The following is a 23,622-nucleotide window of genomic DNA, read 5'->3' on the forward strand; positions in this document are numbered from 1 at the left end:
GTAAACAGGAATTTTCAGCCCGGTTCAGAACTGATTTTCTGTAAGATATCGGCGTATCCAGCGGGTGACCGGCCGGTGGGCATCTGCCTGGCGAAACAGGCCGTGGACGGGGAAAACCAGCCGGGCATCGAGCTCAGATCTGAGGCGGACCAGACCGTGTTCTTTTTGCGCATATGGCAACAGGTGTTGGGGGATCACTGCATAGCCAAGGCCAGCTCCGGCCAGCAGCATGGTCTGCTCCAGCGTCGCCGCTTCAATAACCGTTGGAGAGTAGTTCAGCTCCTCTTTATACGCTTCCCCCTCCGGCATAAGAAAAGAGATTTGTGTTTCCTTATCCAGATGATCCATATCCAAAAACTGCTCCGCATACATCCTGTGCTCAGAATGACAGACAAAACAGGCCGGAAGCGCTCCAACGCCAACAGAACCTATCCCCTCTTCTGACGCTGAGATAAATACATTAATACCAATATCGCACTCACCTTTTTGAATAAGACTCTGGATCTCGAACAAAGAGGGCTCAAGAAACGTGAAACGGGTATGAGGAAAGGCTTTTACCAGCGCGGAACAGAAGCGCCGGGAAAAATCAGGCTCTAGCAACGCCGGCAGCGCGATGCGCATTTCTACCTCCACATCCATGCTCAGCGACTGGCAAAAGTGATACAGGTCTTCGTTCACACTGAGCGTATGCCGGACCCGCCGTTCTATCGTTTTCCCCTGCTCTGTCAGGACTATCCTGCGGGAGGTAAAACTGCGGTCAAACAGAGTCAGGCCGGTTTCATCTTCAAACTGTTCTGTAAGACGACTGATGGTTGACTGTGAACAGTTCATCACTTTCGCAGCACGGTTCATCGAACCATGTTCGATAACAGCAATGAAAGCTTCAAGCAGATTTGGGTTCAGCATAGGGTTATCCGTAAAACGCATAGTAACTAGTTAATACCTGCCCTAAATATACATTTAATATCAAACCATATTCAACAAGAAGAAGAGATGGAATTATGCGTTCTTTTACCAAATCACTGCTGCTTTCTGCACTGGCTGTTTCAGGATTTACAGCTCAGGCAGGCGAAAACATCAACAGCCCTCTGTTTGGCGAGTCCCGTGCTGCGTTGTACACCGAACTGACTGTCGTTGACACCGGAAGTGTGCCGGCCTTCACTGAAGCATACGCCGATGTCATGGTGAAAACTGTCGGTAAACAGCAAATCGTTGATGCGGTAAATGCTCAGATTGAGTCAATGAAAGGCGCACTCACTGATTACAATCAGTTCCGCTCGACCACAGCTAAGCAGCTGCCGGTACTTCAGAAATTCGATGCAGAGATGCACGCTTATGTGCTTCGCCTTGCAAAACTCACTGGCATCGCAGTCGAAGACCTGTGGGCCAGTTTCTATGTTGATGCCGCGTGGGCAGAGTCTGTCAGCGCTGGTGTAAACGAAGTCTGGAACAACAAAATCGCTCTTAAAGAGAAAGCATTCCTGAAAATGGATAACCGCCGCGGTGGCTGTACCACTGCAGCCTGGACCAACGGTATTCTGGGTGGTAACGAAGACTTTGCCTCGATTTTCGGCGGTCAGAGCGTACTGGTTAAAAGTCAGGATCTGATGTTTGAAGGCAGCTACTACGGTGCATGGCGTGCACAGGGCAGGAAGATGGGTCTGGTCATCAATACCCTGGTTGCAGACAGCCTGGCTGACGGCGAAACCGGCCTTCCTCACACTGTGATCATTGCCAGCCTGGTACGCCGCGCAGAAAGTGTTCCACAGGCAATGGAAATGCTTAAGCCAATCAAGGGCGAATCACCATTTAACTACACCATGGCCGACACCTCAGGCAACGCCATTGCTTACAACGTTCTGGCTAAGCCAAACGAAAACATCGTTGAGCCGGTGAACGGTGCGGTTACCCATACCAACCACCGCACCCAGTCCCGCGAGCTGATCCTTGAGGCCTGGGGCGGCGACTACCAGAAAGCCAATGAACACATGGGCTACTCGCTGGCACGCCGTGAAATGGCTGATACCCTGACCCGTATTGTGCCGGAAGACGAGCGTAACCCGGAGTCGATGAAAACCATCCTGCGCACCCAGCCAATCCTGGCCAAAGCAGCACGCGGCCACGACTTTGGTACCATCTACAGCTTTGTTATGGACGTGCCAAACGGCTGTATCTACATGTCACCGGATCGCCCTGACCTGGTAGATTACAGCAAAGTGTGTTTCAGCAACTAATCTGAATCCCGGCTGGCGAACTTCGCCAGCTTTGGTTATACGTTATCCAGTGGGCTTTGCTGACTAAGGAGTCAGAATGATACGCTGGATAACGCTCTTTCTTACCCTCATCAGTTCTCAGCTCTGCGCGCAGCAATACAGCGCAATCCTTATTGCAAAAGGCTTTGGTACCCCGTGGGGGCTGGAGTTTATTGATAAGCACCAACTGCTGATCACCGAAAAGCACGGCCGGATTTCTCTTCTGAACACCCAAAACGGCCACAGGCAGACTCTGTATACGGTTAAAAGCCTGAGCGATAACGGCCAGGGCGGCCTGCTCGACGTAGCCAGGCACGAAGCCACCAACACGCTTTATTTCACCTACAGCAAACCCACCCCCGGCGGCACTACTCTGGCGCTTGCAACCGCAAGGCCTGAGCAAAACCAGCTCAAAGACTGGCGCGATATCTTTGTCGCGGATGCGGCCAGTGATACCAGCCGTCACTTTGGCAGCCGAATCGCTTTTCAGGGGGACAAGCTGTTTCTTACGATTGGTGACCGGGGCGTACGTCCCAACGGTCAGGATAAAAACAATCATGCAGGAGCGATCCTTCGCCTGAATCTGGACGGTTCAGTGCCGGAGGATAACCCGTTTGACGGCACTAATGGCCGAAGGGAGATCTGGAGCTATGGTCACCGAAATCCACAGGGGATTGTGTTCGATAAACCTACCGGACAGCTCTGGGCTATTGAGCACGGGCCAAGGGGCGGCGATGAGATCAACCTCATTAAAAAAGGTGCCAACTACGGCTGGGCAAAAACCTCTCATGGCAAAGAGTACTGGGCGCCGCTGAATGTGGGCGAGGCCAGATCCCTGCCTGGAATCGAAGATCCAAAACTGGTTTACATCCCCTCCATCGCACCCGCCAGCCTGATACTGTACCGGGGAGATAAATACCCAGAGCTGGATGGTAAATTGCTGGCCGGAGCGCTTAAGCTGACTCACATTAACGTGGTCAGTATCAGCAACGGCCAGCTCAGTGAATCGGAAAGGCTGATGGAAGAGGCCGGCGAGAGAGTGCGCGACATGACCATCAGCCCGGAGGGAGAGATCTTCTTCTCCACAGATAGCGGCAATATCTACCGCTTAATCCGAAAGTAGCTTTCCTTATGGCGCAGTAACAGGACCATCAAGGTAGTACTTCTGTACTTTGCTTATCCAGTAATAACCGTCGGTCGGATGGGTCTGTGACAGGCCCACGCCGTCGGTACTCAGCCCGACTCCGGCACCAAACAGTACCGCCTGAACACCGGCGTCTGCTGCTTCCTGCATGTGGCTTCCCCACACCACAGTATCACCCTGACGGGTAACCTTGCTGTCTCCGCTCTGATTCTGACTGAAGTGCGCCGCACGCTGCTCACTGCCCGGAACAAAGGTGTCGCCCAGGAAGTAACTGGCCGCTGAGTCCTCGTACTTCATCGGTTCATTGGAGAGATCCGGGAAACGGCCATCCGGACTGTACGGGCTGTAGGCAGTACTGGAGTTGATATGACCAACCGGGATCTGCCACAGGATCACCGGCAGCTGGCTGGTTTCACGCATCGCTTTTACAAACAGCAGGTAGTTGTTCCAGTGGTCTGCATTCCAGAACCAGGTGGATTTATCCGGCTCTGCCGCAACATCTATCGCACTGTCACCCCCGTACGCCACCGCATCCAGACCATATTTGTCGATTGAGACAAAATCAGCGCCATGGGTACCTATCCCTGAACGCATGTAGTAATCGGTAATAGCGCGGGCTTCAGAGTCAATTTTAACCCGTCCCTGCGCCCAGCCCAGATACCCCTGATGGGCAGGCCCTTCATCGGTAATGTGCATCAGGCCTTTCACGCCAACCGGTGTGGTGTAACCGCCCGGTTTAATCGCCCACAGGTTCATCTGCCAGCCAAACAGGACGTTCGGCGCCTCGCGCTCTATCAGATAGTTCACCGCACTGACAAAACCGGTCAGTGTATTGGAAAACGCAGGGTCTTTGTCGGTCAGATAACCCAGCTCATAAGCGGCCTGAGTGTAGACGTAACTGGTCAGCGGGTCTTCGTTGTTCTGGGCCATATAACCCAGCGCGTCCGGCTCCAGGATCATCTGTACCAGCTCATCCCCCGCTTCACGGTTGATGATTTCGATGGCGTACATCAGATCTGCAAAATAGGCCGTCATATACTCCTGGCTGATCAGGTGACTCTTATTGCGGGTATAACTCTCGTTGCCGTCAGGAATGTTGTAGTAAACAAACGAAGGCACCATGCCGTATTTCAGGCTCTCGCGGATAAAACTGATTGCCCTGCCCCCTTTGGTGTTCAGCCTGTTCTCGGTCGTTGCCCAGCCAGCCTGAACCAGCGGGTACGGGCCACCGTTCAGATACACATAACGGATATCCACCCGCTTGTTGCGTTCACCCGGTTCAAACGCTTTCCAGAAATCGAGATCTGCCGGAGAGTCTTCCGACACGGAGCCAACCGCCAGATAGTCAGGCATACGCGGAAGCGTGCCATCTGCATTGCGAACCCGGATCCCCAGATAACGAACCTTGCCCGCACCGTCGGATATTTTCAGCCCGGCACGACCGGCTTTAAGCCCGGTCAGGTAGACGGTATCGTTCGCCGCTGACACCCGGATAACCTCCGGATTATTGGTGATCACCTGTGGATTGGTCACACCGGTGATTTTAAAACTGCTGGCGCCCTGAGAAATGGTGTATTGATAGATAATTTGTTCGGGTGCATCGAGCTCAGGCAGGACTATTGCCTGGGTATCCGTCCCCTCAGCCGAGCCGGGAATCACCGCTACCTGAGTGGCCAGCTCATTGAGCACACAGTTCTGAAATGCATTATCGGTAAATTCCGGCTGCGCGCCAAAGTTGATGGTCGCGCTGCTGCCAGGCTGGATCTCTGCCCCCCAGGCGGTATTGGAAAACTCAAACCGGCCACCACTCTGGGTGTATTCAGCACCCGAGGCATCGGTGATGGTAAAGTCGCTGTCACACGCCAGTGACCAGCGGCTGGTTTTGATGGTATCGCTGTTTTTAATCACGATTTTGCCACGAAAGGCGCCTTCGTAAGAGGAAGTCATCTTAAAGCTGGCCGAGAGCTTACTCGCATCATGCGGATCCGCCTCATCTCCCCCTCCCAGACCGGAAATGTCCACCGCCTGCTGATTGAACAGACAGTCACTGAAAGAGTTTGGGGTCACTTCCGGCGCACCACCGAAGCTGATTGCCTGAGTTCTGCCCGCTGCGATGATGTTGGTCCAGGACTCATTGTCAAACACCAGCCGGTCTGACTGAGTATATTTAGCCCCGGATGCATCAGTGACGTTAAAGTCCGTCACGCACGACAGCTGCCAGCCGTCGATATCCGTTGCCGTATCATTAAGAATCGTCAGCGTCCCCCGAAACCCACCATAGTATGAGCTGGTCTGCTCAAAGGAGACATCAACTGCCTGCGCGGATGCCACCAGCATCAGCGGCCATAAACAGGATATCTGTTTCATACCTTTCCCTTATATTTTGATTTAACCGTCAAGAGTGTAGGAGGCGCTTCACGTGCCAGAGACGGAAAGATTCAAAAGGGAGAGAAGGGTGCCAAACTTAAATTTACCTTACGGCATGTTGCATGAATTTCTCGAGTGACTTCAATTCAGGCGCCCCGGCAGGGCTTAAAGTGCATAGGTATTCCCTATTAAAAACATAGCATCAATCGAATTTACTCTACAGTCTCAGCCGTTAATATAAGCGGAATAATCTGTCTTAATTCACGGAATTTTATGCAAAACAAAGCATTAGTCGTCGAGGGCGGCGCCATGCGCGGTATTTTTGCCGCCGGTGTACTGGACACCTTTATTCAAAACGCTTATCACCCTTTTGACTTTGCCATTGGCGTTTCCGCCGGGGCTTCCAACCTGCTGGGTTATGCATCCCGGGCAGAACAGCGCAGTAAGAATGTGATTTCCCTGCTCGCCACCGACAACCGTTTTTACAGCCCGGCCCGCTTTGCCAAAGGCGGGGATCTGGTGGACGTGAAATGGCTGTGGGAAGAGTCCAACCGCCGCTTTCCCATCGAACTGCCACAGGCGCTGAGCAGAATGCCGCTCTTTGCGGCGGTCACCAATATCGAAACCGGCAAGCCCGAGTACTACCAGATGCAAATGGATAATGTACAGAAGGTCATCGAAGCCACCGCAGCCCTGCCGCTGGCCTATCGTCAGGCGCCGTGTTTCTCCGGTCAGTGCTTTGCCGATGGCGGCGTAGCCGACTCCATCCCGGTTCGTGAAGCCTACCGGCGCGGGGCGCGTGATATTACCGTGGTACTTTCCCATCCGCTCAGCTACCGGATGAAACCGCTTAAAGCCCCCTGGCTGATGAAACGCCTGCTGGGCCGGTACCCGACCATCGCCGAATCCATGCTGGTACGGGCGGAAAACTATAATGCGTCACTGGACTTTATCCGTAATCCACCAGCGGATACGGTGATCCGGGTGATTGCGCCACCGGAAAATTTTGGTGTGAAGCGTCTGACGATGAGCCGCAAACGTCTGGATCTGGGATACCAGATGGGCCTGGCCGCAGGCAACGGGCACCTGGAAAGCCTGAAGGGCATGGCAGGGCTGACTGACGAAAACTGCTACTTCTGTTTCTGAACAAACGGGGAACGGTATGTTCCCCACCCTTACTCCTGACAGCATCATCATCTAAGCCTTGCCATTTCTATAGATAGTTAACCGGATGAGCGCCTGTATTTATCAGTTTCTTAATTTTGCGAACATTCAATAAAAACCAGTGTTTTATATGTATTTATTTCCCATCTGTGTATTGCAGATCGTATCAACCCGATCAATAATGCAAATGATAATCACTGTTATTAGCATAATATCATGGAACGTTATTCTTTATTGAGCCCTCTTTTCGCCAGCATCTGTCTGGCACTATATGGCGGCCAGGCCATGGCCGATACACTCACAACACTGCCCGAATCAGAAACCGAAACCGGGCAACAGCAGGCGCTGCTGGACAGGGAGACACTGACCCAGGCTCCAAAAAACAACAGCACCCTGTCTCAGGTGGTTAAACACGAACCCCGCTCAGGTATCAACGAAGCTGACTCTGCGCTGAGAGGTGGTGACCTGGCCCCGGAAGAAATCTCCCTGTCGGGTGCCCGACCTCATCAGACTAAATATTCCATCGGCGGAATAGGAGTTAACAACCTCACGACTTTTTCGTCAGGCAGTGAAAGTACGGGAAGACTTAAGTCAGGGCATACCTCTGGCTACTATCTGGATACCAACTTGCTGGAAAGCGTTGAGGTGATGGATCACAACATCTCTCCTGAATACAACGGATTTACCGGTGGTGTAATCAACGCAGAGATACGAAAGCCAGAGAAGGAGTTCACGGCTGAATACTCTGTCCGTATGACGGACAGCCGCTGGAACCGCCATCCAAATGCAACCGGGAAAGATGAGAATTTCTCAAACGATGCGCGCCATGGTGACGGCCGCTATCAGCCAGAGTACCAAAAGCTGCTGCATTCCATTCACCTCAGCGGAGCCATTAACGACCAGCACCGGCTTGGTATCAACGTGAGCCATCAGGATTCTGCGATTCCACAGCAGGAAGGGGACGTAGACCAGAAGCTGGACAATCTGTTCATCACCCATGTGTGGGAAGGGCTCAGATGGAAAACCACCACAGACCTGCGCTACAGCAGCCATGCCAGCAACAGCTTCATGAATGGTTTCATGAGCAAAGAAGCTTACCAGCACAACAGTAAAAGTGTCTCCACTCACCAGGGTATCGGCGGCAGCCTGAAGATTGAAGGCGAGCTGGAAATCGGCCTGTGGGAAACTACCCTGGCCCACGATCGCCTGAGTGATAAACGTGAGTCAGATGCCGACTACCTGCGCACCAACTTCGATTTATCTGCCACCCCAAGGGTAATGGAGATGCTCGGGGGGTACGGCAACCTGGCACAAGTTCAGCACAGCAGCCAGGTTAAAACGGTTCTGAGAATTGACCCATTCTTTACTTCAGATTTTCGTCACAGTCTGGATATCGGTGCCGATTTTTCCCACCACAAAGCCAGTGGCGAACGTGATACCGACTTTATGTCCTTCACGTACCGAAAACTACCAGGTGGCACAGAGACCGCGACCAACATGACGCACTATCGTCAGGGCAGCTACAGTGCCAGCACCTCAAACTACGGTCTCTTTGTAAACGACAAACTGGAGTGGTCAAAACTGGAACTCAACCTGGGTGCACGGGTTGACCGTATCGCCCTGTTTGAACAAACCGTATTCTCACCACGGGTATCGGGCAGCTGGTATTTTGCGCAGGATAACCGGATCACCCTCGGCGCATCCCGTTATTACAGTAATGCTCTGCTTGGATGGGCAATGGATGCGGAACGAAACCAGTATAAAACCGTGTCTAAAAACTGTACGCCTGATGACGGTAACTGGGACAGTAATGACCGCAACAATTACACCTGCAGCAGCGTGACGGACTATGAAAATGCAGATCTGAATACAGCTGAAACACCTTACGCAGACGAACTGAGCGCATCATGGCTTATCGGCTTTGGTAACTTCCTGGTTGAGCCTGTCTACGTTTATCGCCAGCAACGTAATGGTCTGTCAATAGTTAAAGACGAACTGCTCAATAACCTGGAAAGTGATACCCACCTCTACAGCCTGTCTGTCGATACAAAAACGCCATACCGGATTGCCGGCAGTCACTTCCATGGCTCATTTGACCTCTCCTACACCCAGCGTAAAGGGCATGGTGCAAACAAAGCCACCTATGACAGCGACAACGACCTCAACGCAGGTGACGATGCTGAATGGCTGATGGTGGACGGGGAGCTCATTCGCCGCAATGAGATGAAGAGCCGGGGCTACCAGGCACCAGTTAAAGCAACCCTTAACCTGATCAACTACTGGCCAGAGCAAAACCTGAGCCTGAACAACAGGGTTAACTACCGCAAAGGCGGTGATCTGACCGTATTTACCGGACTGACCCCGGTGACAGTTGAAGGTGAATCAATCCGGGTAGACACCCTGGAAACACACACCATGGATGATCTCATTACCTGGGATATGTCGCTGAACTGGACGCCACAAAGCCTGAGCCAGCACGCTACCTTTGGCCTGAGTGTGACCAACCTGCTGGATGAAAGCGTGAAAATCGCCACCTCCGGCACCAACGTCAACAACAGACCAAACCTCAAAGATAAGTACAGTAAGGGCCGTGAAGTCTGGCTTAACCTGACTGTACGTAATTAACCAAAAACACAAAACCCCGGGGGCTTTGGCCCCCATTCTCCGGTTGTAGCTATGAAACGATTGATTCTTTCCTGCCTGCTGATAAGCAGTGCACTCATGGGCTGTCAAAGCCCCTCCTCATCAACGGCACTTACCGAACGTCAGGATATGGTTCAGGGCGAGCTGAACAATGGTCTGCGCTATATCTATATCCACAATCCACGCCCGGCTGACCGGGTTTCTGTTCAGCTGGTAGTCCATGCCGGCTCACTGGTCGAAGAGGATGACCAACGCGGCATTGCCCACCTGGTTGAACACATGGCTTTCAACGGCACCCGCGATTTTCCTGCCAATGAGATCATCGAGCATCAGGAGTCTCTGGGAATGGTATTTGGCCGCGATGTAAACGCCATGACTGAGTACTACACCACGTCATATTTCCTGCATCTGCCGGACAGCAGCGACACCATGCTGAATGAAGGCTTCCACATGCTGGCACAACAGGCATCTGCGCTGGTTTTCGACTCCGGTGAACTTGAAATGGAGCGGCCGGTTGTTGAAGAAGAGTGGCGCCGGGGACGCAATATGATGGGCCGCCTTGGAACAGAAAACCGTAAGATCCTGCTGGCGGGCAGCCGCTTTGGCGAACGCGATCCTATCGGTGATATGGAACTGGTTCGCCATATCGATGCCGGACGCATCCAGGCGTTCTGGCAGGACTGGTATCACCCAAATAATATGACGGTGATCGTTGTAGGCTCTGCATCACTGAAACAGGTGAAAACTGCACTTGAACATCACTTCGCTCCACTCAAACCTCAGCCGCTGCCAGACAGGCCTTCACTGACGGTACCACTCAATTCTGAGCTGACACTGCACCTTATTGAAGATCCGGAAATCTCTACGGAAGTGCTTTCATTCAACTTCCGGGCCCCTGAGCCTGTTGCTGAAAATGAAGAAACGCTCAGGGCACAACTGGTAAATCAGTTGACGATGGCTGTGCTGAACAAGCGTCTGCGCGAAATCTATCAGACTGAAAGTGAACACGTCAGCAAACTGATCGCCATGTCACGCCCTGTTGCGACCGGATACCGCAATAACCGCGTGATGGCGCTGCTAAAAACCAATGACTATCAGGCAGCGGCGGAGGAGATGTTTACTCAGGTCAGTCGTTTTGCCGAACACGGTTTCAGCCAGTCGGACCTGGATAACGAACGCTCGAACCTGCTTTCCCGTCGTCAGCAAATGGCCGACAGCCTGACTGACACCACCAACCGCCGTATTCTGATGTCGGTGTTCAACAACCTCCGCAGCCAAAAGCCGCTGACAGACCCATCTGAGCTCGCCGGTCTGATTGAACAACAGGCGCTTAGCATTGAGCTCTCTGAAATTAATGCTCACCTTAAGCAGATAGTGAAACAGGAGCAGCCGGTTATCATCGCCCAGATCACCCCGGAAAACAGCACCAGGATTCCCGATGCCGGCTGGTTAAGCAAACACTGGCAGGTGGCTCTGGCAAACCCTCCTGCAAAGCTGCAGGCGATAGATCCGGTCAATACCCTGATGAGCAACATTCCACCGAAGACAGAAATCATCAGCCACCGTATCGAGCAGGGAGTACATATCTGGCAACTGGCGAATGGCAGCCAGGTCTGGTTTGAACCAAGTGACGAAACTCCGAGCCAGCTTATGATCCAGTATCAGGGCTGGGGCGGCAGCCAGCACCTTCCGGAGGAACTGCGCCGCGCCGCTCATCAGGCCCGCCACCTGGGCAAATTCGGCTATGGCGGACTGGATTACAACCAGCTCAACATGGTCAATGCCGGTACTGCCAGCCGAATGATGATATTTGTTCGTCAGGACCGTCACGGACTGCTGGGCAACACCTCAACCGGGGATCTGGAAAACTGGCTGCAAAACCTCTATCTGCAGATAACCCAGGCCAGCGACAACCCGGAACAGTGGGAAACCACCCAACGCCTGCTGAGCCGTGGCATTCAAAACCGTCAGAAGAGCGCTGACGGCCAGTTTAACCTTGCCATCGACAAGCTCCGCTTTAACGAAAATCCCATGCGGATAACCATGACAGAGCAGGAACTCCGGAAGATACACTCATCAGATATTCTGAACGCCTGGGAGAAACTGACCAAAAGCGCAAGCGGGCACCAGCTGATCATTGTCGGCAACGCAGACCCTGAGCAGGTAATTGGGCTTGCCAGCCGTTATATTGGCAATCTTCCGGCGGGTAAGACTTACGAACCTGTTGCCCTGCCTCCACTGGCTGCGGGTACGCACCAGGTCCGGATTGAAGCAGGCCATGAACCAATGGCCGTCACCAGCCTGCTGTTTAACCAGCAACGAACCTTTAACTATCAGGACGAACTCACTGCCAGCCTCGCCAGCAGGATCATCTCGACCCGGCTGCGCGAATCACTGCGCGAAGCGGCCGGGGGCGTTTACAGCGTACGCTTTGGGATCAGGCTGGACAGAGAACGACAGCAGGCATTTGGCCTGGTGAGCTACAGCCATGCTCCGGAGCGGGCAAAAGAACTGCACCAGATGACAGAGAAAATACTGGCGAAAGTCCGTCAAAATGGCGTCTCTGAAGAGGAGCTGACCACCGCCCTGGATCAGATGAGCACAGGTCTGACCGAAGAAACAGTAACAGATCGCCAGCGCATCAGTTGGGTGAAAGAAGCGGCGATGTACCAGGAGCCAATCCCCACCGTCAGCGATTTTCACCAGCGACTGGATCAGGTCAGACTGGATGAAGTGAACCGGCTTATCAACGAAGTTCTCTCAACACCCAACTGGATCGATGCCCGCCTGCTGCCAGCCAACAAGGAAAAAGCGTGATGAATATCCTGCGTCAGTTCGGCAAGATAGCGGCACCGTTCTGGTTAAACCTGGCCAGCTGGCAAAGCTGGCTGGTCCTGGCACTTTGCATCATTGCCAAGCTGGTGGTGGTTGAGATCCTGGTCCAACTCACCACCTGGAACAAGCACTTTATCGATGCGCTTGCCGCCGTCGATGTGGACAGCATCTATCCCCTGCTGTTTGAGTTTGCGGCCCTGATAGCCGTCATCGTTGTTTTAAAGGTTTATGCCACCTGGTTGCAGAAGTGGGCAGAACTGCGCTGGCGTACCAGCCTGACCGAACAGCTTCTTAAGCAGTGGCTGGAGAACAAAAACTATTACCGCCTGACGCTGAGCGGCGAACCCGACAACCCGGATCAGCGTATCGCAGAAGATGCCAGGCTGCTGGCCAGTGACAGTATCACCCTGGTACTGGGACTGATCCAACACGTTGCTACGCTGGCCGCATTCAGCCTGGTACTGTGGGAGCTATCTGGTGACTTTATCCTGCCGGTAGTGGACTTCCCGCTTTCGGGTTACCTGCTCTGGCTGGCAATAGCGTATGCCGCATTTGGCTCCGGACTGACCCATATTATTGGCCGTAAACTGCACCGTCTCTACTATGGGCAACAACGCCGCGAAGCGGATTTCAGGGCCAGCCTGGTACGTAAACGGGATCACGCAGAACAGATTGCACTGCTCGCCGGGGAGAAGCAGGAAAGTCAAACACTGTTGCAGGAGTTTTCCTCCATCGCAGGTAACTGGCGTGCACTGATGGAACGGGAAAAAAAGCTCAATTTTGTCGTTCTTACCTATCATCAGATCGCCAAAATGCTACCCTATTTTGCCGCTATTCCGGCCCTGATCGCCAAAACCATCACCATAGGTGGGGTATTTCAGGTCCGCATGGCCTTTATGAAAGTCTATGCCTCCCTGAGCTGGTTTGTGCACAAATATGATGACCTGGCGCGCTGGAGTGCAACCGTTGAACGGCTCAGTCAGTTCCAGACCGCTATTGATGAACTTTCTCCGGTGCAATCCCCGGCGAACTCAGGCCAGCTGGGCTGCGATGAGCTGTCCATCGCCACACCTCAGGGCAGACCTCTGCTCAGGGGGCTGAGCTGGTCGCTGGGCAACTCGCTGCTTCTGAGCGGAACCAGCGGGCTGGGCAAATCCACTCTGCTGCGCACCCTGGCCGGGATCTGGCCTTTTTATCAGGGCTCACTGACTCTGCCACAACAGAGCAGCCTGCTTCTTCCGCAACGTCCTTACCTCCCCGGTGGCACACTGGCGCAGTGTCTGGCTTACCCTCAGCCAAACCAGTGGCCGAAGGAATCCATGCAAAGGGCACTCTCACTGGCGGGACTCAGCCGGCTTTGTCAGCAACTGGAAACCAGTGATGAATGGGCTCTGCGGCTTTCCCCGGGAGAGCAGCAAAGGCTGGCTGTTGCCCGGGCCTTACTCCAGAAACCCGGGGTCGTCATCCTCGATGAGGCAACCAGCAACCTGGACCATGACAGTGCCAGCGAACTCATTCGTCTTCTTAAAGAAGAGCTGCCCGGCAGCCAGTTGCTGATGGTCTCTCACCAGCGTCACCTGAGTCCTTTGTTTGAGAAACACCTGGACCTCAATGCATTTGCCGTCCCGCAGCCCCAGGAGTAAACATGCGCTTTTGGATATTGTTACTCATCCCTTTTAGTCTGCACGCTCAGCCACTGGAAACCCTGGTAGAGCAACGCATGAAGAGCGAACGGGCTATCGCAGATGCACAGCTGCAATGGCAACAGGAACAGCACAACCTGTCCCGTCAAATACGGCTTTATAAGAAAGAGTTTGAGCAGTTAACGACTGCGATCGGGCAACGTCGCGCTGAGCGGGATGCTGTCGCGGAAAAAAGGGAGGCACTGCTCAGCCAGCAAACTGAGCAGGAGCTGCAGGGGGAGCGCTATCACGCGCTCCTCGAATCGGGCATCCACGAGATGATGCTTCAGTGGCCAAAGTTGCCTGAACCTCTGCATCTGCAACTGACTCCGGCCTACCGAAAGCTGACCGATAACAGGCTCAGCCTGTCGGCCCGCATTGCCTCACTGGCGGAGATGCTGAAAGGCATTGATCGCTTTGACAGCCGGATAGTTCTCCACCATGGCGAGTTGCCGGGAAGAAACTGGCAAAGTGAGCAACTCTACCTGGGGCTGGCTCAGGCACTGTACCGGCTGCCTGACGGCAGTGAAGCCGGGATCGGCTATGCCGGTGAATCCGGCTGGCAATGGCAGGCCATGCCAGAGTTCAGTGATGAGATTAACCTGGCGTTTGACGTCTATTTACAAAATAGAAAGCCACAGCTGACCGTACTGCCGATAAGAGGGATCATGCCATGAATCGTTGTCTTATCCTGCTCTGCGCTCTGATCGCCTTTCCGGCACCGGGCTCAGTCAGTCAGATAGAAAAACAGCTCCGCACAGAACTCGGCCAGGCGCAGCAGCAGTACCAGAAAACGCTGTCTGAGATCGCCAGCCAACGAGCCCCGCTGCTTAACGAACTTAATCATTGGGAAAAACGTCTGGATGAACTGCGGAGCGTCATGTCCGGTCAGATCCGTCAACATGATGAGCAATACCTTGGGCTGGATCAGCTGCAGTCCCGGTTAAGCCAGTGGCAGGAGCAAAACCGTTATATACACAATGTTCTGAGCGAACTGTCCGGTCAGGGAAATCAACCGGAAGATGAAGTGCTGAGCCGCCTGCACGACCTTGGCAGACATTTCGCTCCCCATAAGCAGCAGGCACGTGCCATTCTGCCACAGGGTGAGATCATCTCAGGCCAGAGTATCAGCGCCGGGCCGATCAACTGGTTTTCTGATGACCAGGGCAACTGGTACCTTACCAGCACAGATTCCGAACCCGGGGAAATCACCCTTCAGATACACCCGGCTCAGGCATCCGGTGAGAATAACTGGTGGCGTATTGAAAGTGACATCACGCTCGGCAAAGCCAGTACGATTGAGGTAAATCAGCTTTCTCTGTGGCACAAGCTGACCCGGGGAGGCATCTGGCTATACCCAATCCTGCTGTTCGGTGCGCTTTCCGTCCTGATTGGCACCATCAAACTGATTCAATATATCCGGTTAGCCAAACCGGTTCGGATCGCCTCACTCAGCCCAACAAAGCCCGGACCAGGGCAATGGCAACAGCAACTGGTCTGGGTTGCCGCCCGCCAGGAAGGTGAAGAGGCACTTTATCAGCTCCTGTTTGACTGGAAGACACAACTGGAACGCGGGATGTCTTTGCTGTCTGCTACCGCCGCAGTTGCCCCGCTTCTTGGGCTGCTGGGTACGGTAAGCGGCATGATCAGCACCTTTGAAATGATGAACCTGTTTGGCAACAAAGATCAGAGCCTGCTGGCCGGTGGCATATCTGAAGCCCTGATCACTACTGAAATTGGCCTGGTCGTCGCAATACCGGCATTGCTCATGCACGCGTACCTCAGCCGAAAACACAGGGTATATCTGGCCGGACTGGAAAACGACGCCCAAAGCCTGCTGGCAAAACAGGAGGGCCACCATGCTCACTAAACTTGCTGGCGCCGGGCTCATCGCCTGGATAACGACAGGCTTTGGCCTGCTGCTCTATTTTCAGCTCACCCGGTTAATGATAAACCGGGCCAGCCTTGACTCATCAGAATGGAATCATCACCGCACGCAACTCCTTGCCTGGGCCGGATGCGCTCCTTTGCTTGGTTTACTGGGAACCGTCCACGGCCTGGTCAGTCAGTTTACTCAGGCCGATATCCAGGCCTTTGGGGCAGGTATAAGCCAGGCTCTGCTGACCACAAAAATCGGACTGATCATAGCGATTCCCGCCTGGAGCCTGCTGGTGATAGCTGGCCCGAAGCAGGAGGAAGCCCGGTGAGAAAAACACGTCTGTTTGCACAGGATGATGAACGCCCGGCCATCGATATCTCTCCTTTACTGGATGTTGTGTTTATCCTGCTTATCTTCTTTGTTGTCAGCGCCGTCTTTACCCGTGATACCGGTGTGGAAGTGGAGCGCCCGGCCGCAATCAGCAGCAGTGATCTGCCCGCCAAAAGCCTGTTGCTGGCGCTCACAGCAGACGGAGAGGTCTGGCACGGTGGCAGCCGGATCAACCTGGCCGGAGTAGCCCCGCTTCTGACACAACAGGCTCCGGACCAGCGCAATGTGATCATCCAGGCCTCCCGCACTGCAAGTACCGCGATGCTTATCGACCTGGTCGACAGCTGCAAACTTGCCGGTGCCACCAGCGTAAATATAGCGACTAAGGACAAATTATGAGGCATAACCTGTGGGCCCTCGTGATCGCAACGCTCATCATGGCCATGCTGCTGTGGACTATTGCTTACAGCGGCAACCTGACTACCCCGGAGCACACAATTCAGGTACGTAAACTGAGCAGCGTGACTCTGCCTGTGCCACCACCACCACCCGTAACACAAAACCAGCAGAAGAAAAGCGAGCTTCGGGTAAACCTGAATACCCTGAACACCGGCAGCAGGATCGAACTTAAAGTGTCACCACTGGCCGTGGAACTGCCCAGACTGGCGGTTCCTCAGCCGGTTCTGACTCAAAACTTCGGGCTGACGGAAAACCTGAGTGCCGGAAAGCTTAAGGAATCCCTGACGACGTTTTCCCTGCAGGAGTTGGATGAACTTCCTGAACTACTCTCCAGGCTGCGCACCAGACTTCCTGGAAGCCTGACCCGGCAAGGTCTGAGTCAGGCCAAAGTTGTGTTGCACATCATTATTCACGAAAACGGCCAGCCAGAATTGGTCGCTGTCAGTCATCTTCCCTACAACGAACTGGAGCCTTTAGTGCGTGACCTTATCCGTCAGGCCCGATTCAGCGCTCCTGTCCGTCAGGGAACAAAAGTTAAAGCAGAATTTCTATGGCCCGTTATTATCAAAGCCTGACCTTACTTATCTTACTCCTTTGCAGCCCGGTTCTCGCTCTGGACCTCAATCCGGACAAGGATATCCGTTTCGCTTTTCAGGCCACTCCGGCGACCCCCTATGAGCCAAAAGTCAGCCGGGAGGTGTACGGGGCCCTGCAGCAGGCAGCTGAACTGGTTAGAAATAACCAAAACGAAAAGGCAGCAAAAAGCCTGGCTCTGACGTTAAAGCGGACACCAGACCCTGCCTTGTGGTATGGCCTCGCCCAAATACAGCAACAACAGGGCAAGTGGCACGAAGCGCGTCGTTCTCTGCTTTCAGCTATAAAGCTGATGCCTGACTTTCGCCGGGCTCACCAGGCACTCGGGGCAGTCCTGACACGCACTGGTAACTATAACCAGGCACGCCAGCACCTGCTGAAAGCCCATCCTCAGAGTCAGCTGGCATCCCATTATCGCCTGCTGGGTTATGGTTACCTCCGGCAAGAACATTTTCTGGCAGCCCAAATGGCGTATCAACAGGCCCTGATCCACGAGGCAGATAATGCCAATGCACTACAGGGGCTGCTCCAGGCCGCATTCGGCTCCGGAGATCTCAGCCTGGCAACCTCTGTTGCAGAAGAGTTGCTGCGCTCAGATCCCAACAATCCGCAGTTGTGGCAAATGAAAGCCAATATTGCCCTTCAGGAAGAGCAGTGGACAAATGCTGTCACTGCCCTTGAAATCGCAAACCGTCTGAAGCCCTCAGCCGAACAGGAGCTTCGCCTGGCAAGGCTCTACCTTCAGCAGGAACAATACAGCCTTGCTGCACCGTACTTAAACCGCCTCGCCGCCAGGCCAGACCAGATCGAACCGGGGCAGCTCGTCGAGGCAGGTCAGTTTCTCTTATCCCGCGGCCAGCATACCAGGGTATCAAAGCTCGTCACAAAGCTGTTAAAAATCAGTGGACTATCTCCCGAACTGAACAGCGAGCTTTTTTATTTGCGGGCACAGGCTGCGCTGGCAGAACAGGACTCCGTTACCTCCATCCGCTATTTCGAAAAAGCGCTCACATACAACAGTCAACACGGCAGGACACTGCTCGCCCTGGCCAGACTCAAACCCGCTCAGTCTGAAGCGCTGCTTACCAGAGCAAGCTATATCCCGGATACCTCGGCAGAAGCCAACGTATCCCTGGCTCAGTACCTGGTTGAAAAAGGAGCATATCAACGCGCGCTCACCCACCTGAAAGCGGCGCAGAAAAAGCAGCCCGGTAATCAGACTCACCGGGAAAACATAAGGATAGTTGAGCGGCTGATAGCACTCAGATAGAAACTCCCTTTCTGACATGATTGATACGCCCGACAAACCATATTAAAATGGCGTTTCACTTTTCAGCAGTTCAGGGAGAGCAATCGTGCAGTGGGAGATCGCCCAGTGGTTTGGGATGGGCAGCTTTGTAATCGGTCTGGTGACTTTTTATCAGAAAGATGACCGCAGACTGAAATGGATGCTGATGCTGCTGAGCGCCAATCACTTCATCCATTTTGTACTGCTCGGCGCAACAACTGCAGCCCTGAGTGCCTTTCTGTCCGGGCTGAGAACCGGCCTTTCAGTGAACAACCGCTCAAAAGGGCTGGCATGGTTTTTTATTGCGACCGGGATCATCGCGGGAGCCGGACTGGCAGACTCACCCCTGGATATGCTGCCGGTCTTGGGCACCAGCATTGGTACCTGGGCCCTGTTTCGTCTTGAAGGGCTGAAAATGCGGTTCGCTTTTCTGGCAGGTGCGTGTTGCTGGCTTGCCAACAACATCATAGTGCACTCTTATGGAGGCATACTGCTGGAAACCTCAATGATCGCCATGAACCTGGTGACCATCTGGCGGCTGTATCATGAAAAGCAAAACAAGCGAGCGGTTGAAGTATAAAAAAGCCAGGCAGCGAACTGCCCGGCTCCGGAAGGATTAACATCCAGGATGTTATCCCTCTGGTTCGCTTTACAGCGTCTGTGACAGACGGCAGTCTGAATCACCGCCGACGAACAGGGTCAGAGCCCCGGATTCGGTTGTCCAGCCGGACACGCCATAGTAGGCCAGTTGATCCGCTGGGATTAACAACTCAACCTTTTCACTCTGACCCGGCTCAAGAGAGACGCGGGCGAATGCTTTAAGCTCCCGCTCCGGGCGCGTGACGGTGCTGCAGGCACGGGACAGATAGCACTGCACCACTTCTGCAGCGGCGGCATCACCGGTGTTGGTTAAAGTTACCCGTGCCCGCAGACCGCCATCAGACTGGCAGGCCACCTCCAGATCCTGATAGCTGAACTGGCTGTAGCTCAGACCATAACCAAACGGATACAGCGGTGTATCCGCCATATCTTTGTATGGCTGGTAATCACCAAACGCACGCATCTTCCCTATTGGTTTACGGCCGTAATACAAAGGGATCTGTCCGGTGGTTCTTGGTACCGTCATGGTCAGTTTACCGCCTGGTGAGACATCACCAAACAGCAGATCCGCCACCGCCCTGCCGGTTTCCGTGCCACTTTGCCAGGCATAGAGCAGGGCATCGGCGTACTGTTCAATGGCAGCTGACGGAATTGGCCGGCCGCTGCACTGAATCACCACCAAAGGTTTACCTGTCTCTCCAACCGCACGGATCAGCGCTTCCTGGCCGGCTGGCAACGCCAGCTCGGCAATATTGCGCGCTTCACCGCTGCGGCGGTGGCTTTCGCCCACACACAACACGACCAGATCGGCCCTGTGAGCACACTCGACCATTTCATCGCTGAATGCGGCATCCTCAGTGATCACCTTGTGACGACCAGAATGCTGACAGATGCCCTGATAAATCGAAACGACATCCTCACTGTTACCATCCAGGCACCAGGAGCCGAGATGCTGGCGCTGACTGTGCGCATGAGGACCGATGACAGCGATAGTCTGCGGCGTGTCAGCCAAAGGCAGTATCCGGTCACGGTTTTTCAGCAGCACCATCGATTGCTGAGCCAGTTTACGGGCCAACTGCTGATGCTCAGGGTGCCCAAGCCAGCGCTGAGGCTCATTGGGGTCAGCGTATGGAGACTCAAACAGCCCCGCCCTGAACTTGGCTCTCAGCACCCGTTTTACCGCATCATCGAGCCAGGCCATAAGCTGTGGGTCATTTGCTGCCAGCGGCTCAAGCAGTCCCTCATAGGCTTCATTGGTCATCGCCATATCCACTCCGGCCTGAAGCGCCTGCCGGGCTGCATCAGACGCATCCCGGGCAACGCCGAAGTGAGTCAGATCGGAGATGGAACCCCAGTCACTGACTACCATGCCATCAAAACAGTGCTGTCCTTTCAGCCATTCACGGATAAGCGTCTGGCTGCCGGTGACCGGCGTTCCGCCAAGGTCGTTAAAACCGGACATCAGGGTTGCCACGCCTTCTTCCACCGCTGCTTTAAACGGCGGCAGATAGACATTTTGCAGCGTATTACCGGTTATCTCTGTGGTGTCATAGTCACGCCCGCCTTCTGCCGCACCATAGCCGACAAAATGCTTGGCACAGGCAAGCAACCGCCCTGGCTGAGCCGGGTCATCGCCCTGAAAGCCCCGAACCACTGCCCGGGCCATCGCACTGGTAACAAACGGGTCTTCACCACTGCTCTCGATTACCCGGCCCCAGCGGGGATCGCGGACGATATCCAGCATAGGGGCAAAGGTCCAGTTGATCCCCAGTGATGCCGCTTCCCGGGCAATACCGGAATACGCCTGTTCAACCAGAGACGGATTCCAGGAACACGCCTGGGCCAGCGGTATCGGCAGCACGGTCTTCTGCCCGTATATCACATCCCGGGCAAAAATCACCGGAATACCAAGCCGGCTCTCCTCCACGGCCACCCGCTGGATTTCATTTAACTGCTCCGGGTCAACCGTTTCCCCCGGAGCATTGCCCGCCCAGGCGGTATCGGCCAGAATACGTGAGCCAACACGTCCCTCGCGCACAGCGCCAAGATACTGGCTGCGTTTCAGGTTGTAGTCGAGCATTGGAGACTGACACAACTGACCTACTTTCTCTTCCGGTGTCATTCTGGAAAGAAGATCTGCGCAGCGCTGCTCAGTGCTGAGTCCGGGGTTCTGATACGGTTTCATTGCTCTCCCCCCTGCGGCTGGTACTCAGGAAACGCCTCGCGGAGAAACTCATCCATCTCTGTATACAGGGCCAGGTCGCCCTCGGCATGCGCCCTGAATTTCAGTCGCTCGGCCGCTTCAGGCACATAACGCAGATCCAGCTCGACATAGGTTTCTATCAGGCGCAGCAGCCCGTCACTGTTCAATTGAGCCAGGCTCTGCTCAGCGCCCTGCCTTGCCTGGTAATAGAAATCTGGTCTGGGCCCGAATACCGTTCCTTCCCAGGTCTCCACCACCTGCTGATAACCGCCCAGATAGATATCATCGCGACGCATTTCAAGTTTGTTCTTGCCTTTAAGAGCCTCAATATAGTGGCCCTGCTGGTACTGCTGCTCAGCATAGGCAAAATAGTCTGATGACAGGTTGTACGCCTTAATCCAGGCCACCCCGTACGCCACAGCAACGATCAGCACAAATGCCAGCCATTTAATCCGTCCTGCCATCACTTCACTCCTACACCGGTAAAGGCTTTAATAAAGTTCTTCTGCAATGCAAAGAACACCAGTACCACAGGTACCGCTATCATGGTGGTCATCGCCCAGAGCTGTTCCAGGTTGGTTCCCGGTACTTCTGTCTTAAAGTTATACAGCGCCAGTTGCAGCGTCATCAGAGAGTCGTCACGTACATACAGCAGCGGCCCCATAAAGTCGTTCCATGCCCCCATAAAGGTCAGGATCCCCACCGTTGCCAGCGCCGGACGCAGCATCGGCAGAACAATACGGAAAAATATCCGCATTTCACTGGCACCATCGATACGCGCTGCTTCCAGATAGGCGTTATCAATCTGCTTCATAAACTGCACCAGCAGGAAGATGTTATACGCACTGATGGAGCCGGGAATGATCAGCACCCGGTAGGTATTAATCCAGTTCCACTCATACATCATCATGTAAGTCGGGATGGTGAACAGGATCGCCGGAATCATCATCGACCCCAGGATCACTTTCAGCCAGAACTCACGACCAGGCAGATTGGTTTTGACTATCGCAAACGCCACCATCGAAGAGAACAGAGTGTTAAGCACGGTGACAGAGACAGAGATAAAGATAGTGTTAAAGAACACACGCCCCAGGTTAACCGTATTGAACACTTCGATATAGCCGTTCAGAGACCAGCTGACCGGCAGTGCATTAGGTGAATGCATGATCTCCGGCCCGGTTTTGAACGAGTTGATGATCATGTAGAAAAACGGATACATCACCACGATCGACACCAGGATCAGCGTGGCGTATATCAAGACGCTTTTTTGTTGCTTGCTCATGCGTCCGCTCCTTTGGTGGTAATTTTCAACTGCATCATGGTCAGCAGATAGATGATGGCGGCCAGCATCAGACCAATCGTTGATGCCTCACCCATCTTCATCTGTTCAAAACCGGTCTGATACAGGTAGAGCACCGGCGTCAGGGCCGACTGATATGGCCCGCCGCTCAGGTCAAAGTTCATAAACACTTCGATAAACATCTGCAGACCATTGATGATGTTCATGGTCATCACAAACACGATCTGAGGCATGATCATCGGCAGGGTGATCCTGCGGGTTTTACGCCACCACGATGCGCCGTCGATATCCGCTGCTTCAAACAGCGACTTATCGATACTGGCGATACCACCAAGGAAAATGATCATCTGCACGCCAAACCACTTCCAGGCACTAAACACCGCAATAACCGGCATCGGCAGCCACTGCTCAAATTTCCAGAAAATGGGCTTATCCAGCAGCTCTGCACCGAGCATGGCAGACTGGAGCGGACCAGACGGTCCGGAGATAAAGTCAAAAATCACCATGGCCACGGTGATCGAGGTGATCACAGGGATAAACATGACGGTACGAAACAGACTGGCGAAGGCGTTGATTTCATTTAGCAGCAATGCCAGCCCAAGGCCGATACCAAAGCTGAGGAAAACAAAGATCACCTGGTTAAACAGCACATTAAACAGTGACTTCCAGAATGTCGGGTCAGTAATGACCGTGATCCAGTTTGCCAGCCCGACAAAGCGGGTGTTTTCCGGCATCAGAATGTTGACGTTCAGAAAGCTGCTCTCAAAAGAGAGGAAGAACGGATAGAGCAAAAAAACAGCAAAATAGATAATCCAGGGTGCAAGGAACACATATCCTGTTGCGATATTTCGATTTCTCATAGGGCAACCACTTGATTAGATG

The 23,622-nt window shown here is 53.8% G+C and carries 18 protein-coding genes and 1 pseudogene; 13 read left to right on the forward strand and 6 right to left on the reverse strand.

Annotated elements, in window-relative coordinates:
- Window positions 1-24: 24 nt before the first annotated feature.
- A complete protein-coding gene (locus ACVB80_RS08165) occupies window positions 25-906 on the reverse strand; it encodes a LysR family transcriptional regulator (RefSeq protein WP_481080794.1) in 882 nt (293 codons plus the stop codon).
- 95 nt (window positions 907-1,001) lie between these two features.
- Between ACVB80_RS08165 and ACVB80_RS08170 the strand changes: the two genes are divergently transcribed.
- Window positions 1,002-2,234 (forward strand): C45 family autoproteolytic acyltransferase/hydolase, encoded by a 1,233-nt coding sequence (locus tag ACVB80_RS08170; protein ID WP_481080795.1) that lies wholly within the window; start codon window positions 1,002-1,004, stop codon window positions 2,232-2,234.
- 79 nt (window positions 2,235-2,313) lie between these two features.
- Complete coding sequence (locus ACVB80_RS08175; protein ID WP_481081074.1) at window positions 2,314-3,375, forward strand: PQQ-dependent sugar dehydrogenase; 1,062 nt, start codon at window positions 2,314-2,316, stop codon at window positions 3,373-3,375.
- Window positions 3,376-3,381: 6 nt separating this feature from the next.
- Here the strand turns inward: ACVB80_RS08175 and ACVB80_RS08180 are convergent, their stop codons facing one another.
- A complete protein-coding gene (locus ACVB80_RS08180; RefSeq protein WP_481080796.1) occupies window positions 3,382-5,763 on the reverse strand; it encodes a cellulose binding domain-containing protein in 2,382 nt (793 codons plus the stop codon).
- Between the two features lie 273 nt (window positions 5,764-6,036).
- Between ACVB80_RS08180 and ACVB80_RS08185 the strand changes: the two genes are divergently transcribed.
- From ACVB80_RS08185 to ACVB80_RS08235, 11 genes and pseudogenes are all read left to right on the forward strand, one after another.
- The gene (locus ACVB80_RS08185; protein WP_481080797.1) at window positions 6,037-6,909 is read left to right on the forward strand and encodes a patatin-like phospholipase family protein; all 873 of its coding nucleotides are present in this window, start codon (window positions 6,037-6,039) and stop codon (window positions 6,907-6,909) included.
- 303 nt (window positions 6,910-7,212) lie between these two features.
- On the forward strand, window positions 7,213-9,552 hold the full coding sequence (locus ACVB80_RS08190; protein WP_481080798.1) for a TonB-dependent receptor: 2,340 nt from the start codon (window positions 7,213-7,215) through the stop codon (window positions 9,550-9,552).
- A 51-nt stretch (window positions 9,553-9,603) separates the two neighbouring features.
- On the forward strand, window positions 9,604-12,387 hold the full coding sequence (locus ACVB80_RS08195; RefSeq protein WP_481080799.1) for a M16 family metallopeptidase: 2,784 nt from the start codon (window positions 9,604-9,606) through the stop codon (window positions 12,385-12,387).
- Window positions 12,387-14,048, forward strand: a complete 1,662-nt coding sequence (locus ACVB80_RS08200; protein ID WP_481081075.1) for an ABC transporter ATP-binding protein/permease — start codon at window positions 12,387-12,389, stop codon at window positions 14,046-14,048. The genes ACVB80_RS08195 and ACVB80_RS08200 overlap by 1 nt, the downstream gene beginning before the upstream one ends.
- A 2-nt stretch (window positions 14,049-14,050) precedes the next feature.
- Window positions 14,051-14,764 carry a DUF3450 family protein gene (locus ACVB80_RS08205; RefSeq protein WP_481080800.1) on the forward strand — a complete coding sequence of 238 codons (714 nt, stop codon included), beginning with the start codon at window positions 14,051-14,053 and terminating at the stop codon, window positions 14,762-14,764.
- An 893-nt stretch (window positions 14,765-15,657) separates the two neighbouring features.
- Window positions 15,658-15,957, forward strand: a pseudogene (locus tag ACVB80_RS08210) (MotA/TolQ/ExbB proton channel family protein); the annotation flags it as partial.
- Window positions 15,947-16,294, forward strand: coding sequence for a MotA/TolQ/ExbB proton channel family protein (locus ACVB80_RS08215; protein WP_481080801.1), 348 nt, complete (start codon window positions 15,947-15,949; stop codon window positions 16,292-16,294). The pseudogene ACVB80_RS08210 and the gene ACVB80_RS08215, both read left to right, overlap by 11 nt.
- Window positions 16,291-16,695 carry an ExbD/TolR family protein gene (locus tag ACVB80_RS08220; RefSeq protein ID WP_481080802.1) on the forward strand — a complete coding sequence of 135 codons (405 nt, stop codon included), beginning with the start codon at window positions 16,291-16,293 and terminating at the stop codon, window positions 16,693-16,695. Before ACVB80_RS08215 ends, ACVB80_RS08220 begins: the two co-directional genes overlap by 4 nt.
- Window positions 16,692-17,330, forward strand: a complete 639-nt coding sequence (locus tag ACVB80_RS08225) for an energy transducer TonB (RefSeq protein WP_481080803.1) — start codon at window positions 16,692-16,694, stop codon at window positions 17,328-17,330. The genes ACVB80_RS08220 and ACVB80_RS08225 overlap by 4 nt, the downstream gene beginning before the upstream one ends.
- Window positions 17,306-18,619 carry a tetratricopeptide repeat protein gene (locus tag ACVB80_RS08230; RefSeq protein ID WP_481080804.1) on the forward strand — a complete coding sequence of 438 codons (1,314 nt, stop codon included), beginning with the start codon at window positions 17,306-17,308 and terminating at the stop codon, window positions 18,617-18,619. The genes ACVB80_RS08225 and ACVB80_RS08230 overlap by 25 nt, the downstream gene beginning before the upstream one ends.
- Window positions 18,620-18,704: 85 nt before the next feature.
- Window positions 18,705-19,217, forward strand: a complete 513-nt coding sequence (locus ACVB80_RS08235) for a YgjV family protein (RefSeq protein ID WP_481080805.1) — start codon at window positions 18,705-18,707, stop codon at window positions 19,215-19,217.
- A gap of 69 nt (window positions 19,218-19,286) precedes the next feature.
- On the opposite strand, the gene ACVB80_RS08240 is transcribed toward ACVB80_RS08235, so the two are convergent.
- The 4 genes from ACVB80_RS08240 to ACVB80_RS08255 are packed head-to-tail and all read right to left on the reverse strand — an operon-like array spanning window position 19,287 to window position 23,600.
- Window positions 19,287-21,422, reverse strand: coding sequence for a glycoside hydrolase family 3 N-terminal domain-containing protein (locus tag ACVB80_RS08240; protein WP_481080806.1), 2,136 nt, complete (start codon window positions 21,420-21,422; stop codon window positions 19,287-19,289).
- Entirely contained in the window at window positions 21,419-21,904 is a 486-nt protein-coding gene (locus ACVB80_RS08245; protein ID WP_481080807.1) for a hypothetical protein, read from the reverse strand. Before ACVB80_RS08245 ends, ACVB80_RS08240 begins: the two co-directional genes overlap by 4 nt.
- Window positions 21,904-22,722: a carbohydrate ABC transporter permease gene (locus tag ACVB80_RS08250; RefSeq protein ID WP_481080808.1), complete on the reverse strand. Its 819-nt coding sequence runs from the start codon at window positions 22,720-22,722 to the stop codon at window positions 21,904-21,906. The genes ACVB80_RS08245 and ACVB80_RS08250 overlap by 1 nt, the downstream gene beginning before the upstream one ends.
- A complete protein-coding gene (locus ACVB80_RS08255; protein WP_481080809.1) occupies window positions 22,719-23,600 on the reverse strand; it encodes a carbohydrate ABC transporter permease in 882 nt (293 codons plus the stop codon). The genes ACVB80_RS08250 and ACVB80_RS08255 overlap by 4 nt, the downstream gene beginning before the upstream one ends.
- Window positions 23,601-23,622: the final 22 nt, after the last annotated feature.

This window comes from Vibrio sp. 9-16B-A1, from assembly GCF_056726165.1.